General features: G+C 53.8%; 6 protein-coding genes. 3 read left to right on the top strand and 3 right to left on the bottom strand.

Going from position 1 to position 6,773, the window contains the following annotated elements; all coding sequences use genetic code 11:
* Positions 1–157: 157 nt before the first annotated feature.
* Positions 158–583 carry a four helix bundle protein gene (locus FBQ85_24380; GenBank protein ID MDL1878269.1) on the top strand — a complete coding sequence of 142 codons (426 nt, stop codon included), beginning with the start codon at positions 158–160 and terminating at the stop codon, positions 581–583.
* A 143-nt stretch (positions 584–726) separates the two neighbouring features.
* On the opposite strand, the gene FBQ85_24385 is transcribed toward FBQ85_24380, so the two are convergent.
* From FBQ85_24385 to FBQ85_24395, 3 genes are all read right to left on the bottom strand, one after another.
* Positions 727–2,940: an FdhF/YdeP family oxidoreductase gene (locus tag FBQ85_24385; protein ID MDL1878270.1), complete on the bottom strand. Its 2,214-nt coding sequence runs from the start codon at positions 2,938–2,940 to the stop codon at positions 727–729.
* Between the two features lie 296 nt (positions 2,941–3,236).
* Positions 3,237–4,490, bottom strand: a complete 1,254-nt coding sequence (locus tag FBQ85_24390) for an MFS transporter (protein MDL1878271.1) — start codon at positions 4,488–4,490, stop codon at positions 3,237–3,239.
* A 6-nt stretch (positions 4,491–4,496) separates the two neighbouring features.
* On the bottom strand, positions 4,497–5,453 hold the full coding sequence (locus FBQ85_24395; GenBank protein MDL1878272.1) for a DUF4349 domain-containing protein: 957 nt from the start codon (positions 5,451–5,453) through the stop codon (positions 4,497–4,499).
* Between the two features lie 279 nt (positions 5,454–5,732).
* On the opposite strand from FBQ85_24395, the gene FBQ85_24400 reads away from it, so the two are divergent.
* Together FBQ85_24400 and FBQ85_24405 are read left to right on the top strand one after the other, a co-directional pair.
* Entirely contained in the window at positions 5,733–6,248 is a 516-nt protein-coding gene (locus FBQ85_24400) for a hypothetical protein (GenBank protein MDL1878273.1), read from the top strand.
* A gap of 76 nt (positions 6,249–6,324) precedes the next feature.
* A partial coding sequence (locus FBQ85_24405) for a LytR family transcriptional regulator (protein MDL1878274.1) occupies positions 6,325–6,773 on the top strand: 449 nt, incomplete at its 3' end.

Consider the following 6,773-nt stretch of genomic DNA (forward strand, 5'->3'; position numbering starts at 1 on the left):
ATCCGAAATGATTCGTGGGGATTGTGGAATTCGGAATGCGGATTGAAAAGCCTGAGCCAGAAAGCCGCGCTGAATCCACAATCATCAATCCGCAATCCGCAATCCGAAATACTAAAGTGGGGAAGAACACATGAGCAGCGCCAAAGAAATCGCTAATATGGCTGCGGCCAGCAGTCAAGAAATCCGCCCTCCGCAATCAGAAATCCAAAATTCAAAATTATCGCCTGAAGCCATGAAGGCGCGCACCAAACAATTCGCTTTGCGCATCATTCGGGTTGTGCAAGCTTTGCCTGAGAGAAATCGAACTGCCGATGTCATTGGCCGGCAGTTGTTGCGCGCCGGAACTTCCGTGGGGGCCAATTACCGTGCCGCATGCCGGGCCAAATCCCGCGCGGACTTTATCAGCAAGATGGGCACGGTCGAAGAAGAAGCTGATGAAGTATTGTATTGGATGGAGTTGCTGATCGAATCCAATCTGGTCAAGAAAGAAAAGCTGGAAAGTTTGATGGCGGAAGGCCATGAAATCGTCGCGATTATCGTCTCCTCGATAAATACCGCGCGCCATGGGCCGCGAAAGAATTGATGATTTTTGATTGCGGAGCGCGGAAGCCGGATTGCGAATTGGAGATTGCGGAGTGTGGAATGAAAAGCTGAGATTGAAGTTTCGCGATTAATCCGCAACCCGAAATCACAAATCCGCAATCCCCAATCCCCAATCCGAGATCATCAATCCGAGATCCGCAATTCAACCACGGCATTGTAGTCCGGGATACCGCAGCCGGGATCGATCACGCCGCGGCGGATGATGACGTTGCCTTCGGGCCAGTGCACTTGCAGGTTGCCGGATTTGATGGGCGCGAACTTGATCCGGCCGCGAAACTCGCCAATGTGATTTTTCAAGATCACCCACTCACTCTCCCGCAAGCCCAGGCGTTGGGCGTCTTCTGCATTTATTAAAATATCTTCGCGCCGCGCGCCGTTGAGCGGATCGCGTTCGGCTTGCACCATGCTGTTGAATTGCTTGCCGCGGCGCGTGGTCACGGTGAACTTGCCGTTACTCGCCTCACGTTGCGGCAAGGGCAAGGCGGCAAAATTTGCGCGGCCTTCCGGGGTTTCGAATGTCCAGCCCTCACAAAGCCGCGGGCCACCCCATTGCAGGGCGTCGCCTTTTTGTTTGAGGTGTTGAATGCCTTCATAAAATGGCACGGCTTTCGCGATCTCCTGGCGAATCTGTGCGGCGTTATCAAAATGAATTTGCGCGGCCCGCTCGGGATACGCATGCTCGGCCAATTCCATGAAAATTTCCCACTCGCTTTTGGATTCGCCCACGCGCCGGCCGGGAATCTCGGGCGAAAAATATATGCGGCGCTCGGTCGAGGTTTCTGTGCCGCCGCCGGTTTGCTCGAAGCGCGTGCGGGCCGGCAATAAAACAACTGTTTCTTGTGGCTCGACAAACATCTGCGGCGAGAGCACGATATCTTGATGCACGCGCAGCGGCGTGTTGGCCAGCGCGGCGCGCACGAAATCCGGTTCCGGCAAGGTTTCGAGAAAATTGCCGCCGGCGGAATACAGCAAATCGAGTTTACCCGCGTGCGCCGCCTCGATCATCTCCACCGCAGAATAGCCCTTTTGCGCCGGCACGGCAAATCCCCACAACGCCTCGAATTTTTTGGCATTCTCTTCGTTCACCGCAACACCGCCGGGAAAAAGATTGTGCACGGCGCCCACTTCCGCGCCGGCTTGCACGCCGCTGTGCCCGCGAATCGGCACCAGGCCGCATTTTTCGCGACCCACAAAGCCCTTGGTGAGCGCGAGGTTGATGATGGCTTTCACGTTTTCCACGCCGTGGCGATGCTGTGTGATGCCCATACTCCACACAAAAACCGCGGTTTTGGCGCTGGCCACCATCTGCGCGAAGGCGAGCATTTCCGCCGAGCTTGCGCCCGAGGCTTGTTCGAGACTCTCCCAACTTTGTTCTTGCAGCATTGCTTTGAGCTGATCGAAGCCGTGCGTGTGTTGTTGGATAAAATTTTGATCGACCCAATTCTGCGCGATCATGTGTTTGATCACGCCGTTGAGAAAAGCAATATCGCCGCCGATGTGAACATGAAAAAAACGATCAGCCAGCTTGGTGCCGAACAAGGCGCTCTCGAAAACCGAGGGCACCCAATAGCGCTCGAGTCCCGGCTCGCGATAGGGATTGATGACGGCGATTTTCGTGCCTTGCTTTTTGGCGTAGTACATGTATTTCGTGGTGACGGGCTGATTGTTGGGCGCGTCGCTGCCAATGCACACGAGCAAATCCGTGCCCAGCCAATCCGTGTAAGAACACGTCGAGGCGGCAGCGCCGATCATTTGCTTGAGCGCGACGGTGCTGGGCGCGTGACAAATGCGCGCGGAATTGTCGATGTTGTTCGTGCCGAGAAATCGCGCCGTTTTTTGCGCGACGTAGTAAACTTCATTGGTGAGGCCGCGCGAGGTGAGATAAAACGCGATGCGGTTCGGATTCGTGGCGCGGATTTTTTGCGCGATGGCCGCAAACGCCTGCTGCCACGAAATTCTGCTGAAACCGGATTCGCCGGCGCGCCGGATCATGGGATAAGGCAAGCGCCCCAATGCGCGCAATTCCGCGGCATTCATTTTCTGGAGAGAGGTGGCATCTGCAAGTTTGCGAATATCCAGGGCCGGCGCGGTGTTCAGCCGCATGAGATGCAGGCGCACCATGCAGAGATGCACGCCCGCCATGGTGAAATCGCGCATGCCGGTGGTGCCGAGCGCGCAGCCGTCGCACACGCCGTCATTCAAAATGCGCCAGGCGAACGGCAGTTGATCGCGATTCTGCCAGGCGACTTTCAACATTTCCAAATAATGATTGGGCTTGACATGGCCGAGGCCGTTGGGGATTAAAGAGACCCACGTCTCCGGAGAGAAGAGTTTCATGCCGGTGTTCCCGTTTTGCTCACTGCCGTGAATTCATACTGATTTCGGATTGATGATTGCGGAATTTGCGCGATTAGTTTCTTGAACATAGAATAAAATTATGAAAGGCGGTGAATCTGATATGATCAGCTTAGGAGTGCCATTTAAATAACCTACTCATTTTTGAAACCGCGAATGAACGCGAATATTCGCTAATTTCAAAATTCGCGTTTATTAGCGTCCATTCGCGGTTTGTGATATGGGCAATTTATTTAAGCGAGAATCCTTAACGTCGTTTCGGTTTGTCCTGCTCGCGCTCAAGGCGAAGAAATTTGGGCCTTGTGGTTTGCAAGCGGGAACATGCCTTCTTCCGGCGGCTTCAGGGTTTTGAAGCTGTAATACAACAATAAATCATAAACAATTTTTAAACCGCCTGCCAACAAGAAAGGCACGCTTATCAACGCCGCATTTGCCAGCAAGAGTCCGGCCAGTGCCGGTGACAGTGAAGCGCCGATCGAACGCGCGATTCCGGTTACGCCCGCGGCGGCCGAGCGTTCATCCGGCGCGACCACGGCCATGGTGTAGGATTGGCGCGTCGGCACATCCATTTGTGAAATGCTGAAGCGTACCAACAACACGCCGATGGCCCAAGGCAAGCTCGGCATAAGCGGCACGAGGCACAACAATACATTCGACGGAATGTGTGTGAAAACCATGGTATTGATCAGCCCGAAGCGCGCCGCGAGACGGGCGGCCAATAACGCCGACACTCCCGCAAGAATGTTCGCGCCAAAGAAAATGCCGCCCAGCGTGCTTTCGGTGACGCCAAATTTTATAAAGAACCAATAGGCGAGCATGCTTTGAATCACGAAACCGCCGGCAAAGGCATCGAGCGCGAACAGGGCGCTCAACTTCATGACGATCGGGCGCGAACGGTGCAACCCGAATACGTGAGGCACACGCGAGGCTTGATTGGCTTCGATGGCCGGTGTGAGCTTGAGAAAAAGCAGGATGAGCGCCACGCCCGCTGCGGCATAACCGAGCAAAACGTTACGGTAAGCGGCCAGCGGCGAAAGCCCAAGATCTTGCAGCGTCTGGGCCAGGAAGCCGCCGGCCAGCGCGCCCAGGGCCGTCGCACATGAACCGGCAAGATTATACCACGCAAACGTGTGCGTGCGCCGTTCGTGCGGCAATAGTTGCGACAGGGCTGCTTGTTCAATCGAAAGAAACGGGCCGATCTCATTGCCGCTCGGGCTGATAACGCCGATAATTGCAGCCGCCAACAGCACGATGAAATTGCCCGTTAGAGCAAAGATAGCGCCTGCGATCACCATTAAGCCGGCGCCGAGCAACAACATGCGCTGCCGGCCCAGGCGATCGGCTGAAGTCGTCATCCACAACGAAAGCGCCGCGTCGCCGATCAGCGTGAGCGTGAACAACGCACCGATTTGGCCTTCACTCAAACCGGTTTGCGCCAAATACAGCGCCAGCACTACGGATAAAAAACCATAGGCAAACAAGCGCGTGATGCGCGTGGCAAACAGCAGCGTCACGTCACGTTTTGATGGCATAATGGTTTATTTTGGGGGCGGATTCGGCATCGCCGGCAATTTGCGGCTTTTGATGCTGCGATGAAGCTTGCGGATTCCCCACCAAAGCAGAAAACCCAGAGGCGCCAACGGCAACACGGCAATCACGAACGTGATACTGGCGCTCAACACATCGCCAAAACCTTCCAGGCCGTTTTCAAAGCCGCGTTTGATTTTGCCCCAAAAGCTGTCGCGGCCACCGGTGAGCAGCGGGCGCGGCTCGTATAAATTGACGGTGATGGTTGACAGCGCCACTTGATCGGCGAGAAAACGCTTGCGACCTTCCATGCGCTCGATCTCTTCACGCACATTCATCAGCGCGCGCTCAACTTCCAGAATCTCGGTCGTTTTGTTGGCCGTTTTGAGAATTTCTTGAAAGCGCTGTTCGGCTTTGCGTTTGTTATCGAGACGCGCGGAGAGATCATAAAATTCCTCGGTAACGTCGTTGCCGCGGATGCTTTCGCTGTCGGTTTTCTTTACAAGTTTCTTCAACGATGTCAGGGTTTCATCGAATTTATCTGAAGGAATGCGCAGTGTGACGTGACCGGATTTGAGGTTTTCGTCTGAAACATTGGCTTGAGAAGAGACGACATAGCCCCCATTTTGCTCCGCGAGGTTTTGCACACGGGAGCACGCCTCGTCAAAATTGTCTACCTCGCAGACGAGATCAGCGGTTTTGATGAGCATACGCGCTTGCGGTGATGTAACAGACTGATCCCCGGTGAACGAGCTAGAAGCTAACATTATATCCCCACGATCGGCGCTCCTTCCGTATCCCAGCGCCATCGGCTCGGATTCGGAATCCGCAGTGGAGGGTAGAGAATGAAGGTATGCATTGTCTTCCCGCGTCCCGCATTGGATTGTAATCAGGAAGGGAAGCGCGAGAATGCTTAACAATCTTATCGGGTGTTTCATAGCATTGCCCGCAGATGGGTTCTTTGTCATCAGAATTTGAATTGCAAATGATCAATGATTAACAGTCAATTGATCAATGAATTTCTCATACGACAGCCAAGCCGTGGTTGAGCGCTGATGAAATCATTGATTGCCGCAAGCATACGATTTGCACTCTCCAAAATCAAGCAAATATCCGAGTTTATGATGAAAAACCGTTTGACTTTCCTGCTAAAATTTCTTATTTAATGTTCACAAAAATCAACGGTTCGCTGAGGCGGGAAGGACAAGTCATCATTTGATCAACGTCGCAATTTTGAGAGGTTTGCCATGAAGAAAGTTGCTCTCGTTTTGTTGACACTCATCTTGCCCTCGTTGGCGGCGGCGCAATTGAAAGAACAGACCCAGCCGATTCCGTTCTCGCGCTTGCTGACCTCATCGTTGACCCAGCCCCAAGGTCTGGTAAGCCTGTTCGGTTTGAACCCCAGCCGCTTCTCGATGCAGCAAAGTTTTGCGCTTTCGTACACGACCTTTGGCGGACACGGCTACAGCCAGGGCGTTTATTTGAACACGATGGGCTATCGCGTTGCCGATAACATGAATGTCTCGTTGCAATGGGGTTTGATGAATCAGCCGCTGGGCTCGTTCGGCGTTCCCGGCATGTATAACAACGGTTTCTTTGTTTCGGGCGCGAGTTTTGATTACAAGCCGAGCCGCAATATTGCGTTCAGCGTGCAGTACAGCACGATGCCGTACCGCTATTACAGCCCGTATCGTTATTCCAGCGGTTACTATGATAACTGGTGGGAGCCTTCGCCCTCATCAGCGCCGTCGCAAGATAAATAGTTTGTGAACATGAGTGACTCGCCGCGTGCGGGTCATTTTTTTGTCGTATCACCTAAAAAGTTTGAGGAAAAGGAGCGTGCCGAAGCATCGCATGGCAACACCTAGTCGTTCGAAAGGCTCGTCTCAGCCATCGGGCGGAATGCGCGTCATGGCCAAACGCACGAGTTCGCCGGGCAAGGGAAGTTTCAATTTCAAGAATGGATTCTTCTCGATTGCCTTGTGGGGCCTGGGGCTGATCAACGTCATTTTGATCATTTCGTTCGTCAGCAAGCATTTTCTTTCCGGCGCCGAGCATCCCATGAGTTCGGAGGCTGCCATTGAAGCGCTGCCGGCGGATAATCTTAAGATCGAAGTGTTGAACGGTTGCGGCGTGGCGGGATTGGCGCGGAAATACGCGGACTTGCTCAAGTCGCACGGCTTCGATCCGGTCAACGTCTCGAATTATGAAGGCAGTTCCAACGTGCCGCGCACGTATATTTACGATCGCCGCTCGAAAGAGATGGAGAACGGCTTGCGCATTGCCAA

The sequence above is a fragment of the Cytophagia bacterium CHB2 genome (assembly GCA_030263535.1).
Classification (GTDB): Bacteria; Zhuqueibacterota; Zhuqueibacteria; order Zhuqueibacterales; family Zhuqueibacteraceae; genus Coneutiohabitans.

Bases quoted from the DNA above. Each gene is read 5' to 3' on its own strand.
- FBQ85_24380 (MDL1878269.1), top strand. From the start codon at position 158: ATGGCTGCGGCCAGCAGTCAAGAAATCCGCCCTCCGCAATCAGAAATC.
- FBQ85_24385 (MDL1878270.1), bottom strand. From the start codon at position 2,940: ATGAAACTCTTCTCTCCGGAGACGTGGGTCTCTTTAATCCCCAACGGC.
- FBQ85_24390 (MDL1878271.1), bottom strand. From the start codon at position 4,490: ATGCCATCAAAACGTGACGTGACGCTGCTGTTTGCCACGCGCATCACG.
- FBQ85_24395 (MDL1878272.1), bottom strand. From the start codon at position 5,453: ATGACAAAGAACCCATCTGCGGGCAATGCTATGAAACACCCGATAAGA.
- FBQ85_24400 (MDL1878273.1), top strand. From the start codon at position 5,733: ATGAAGAAAGTTGCTCTCGTTTTGTTGACACTCATCTTGCCCTCGTTG.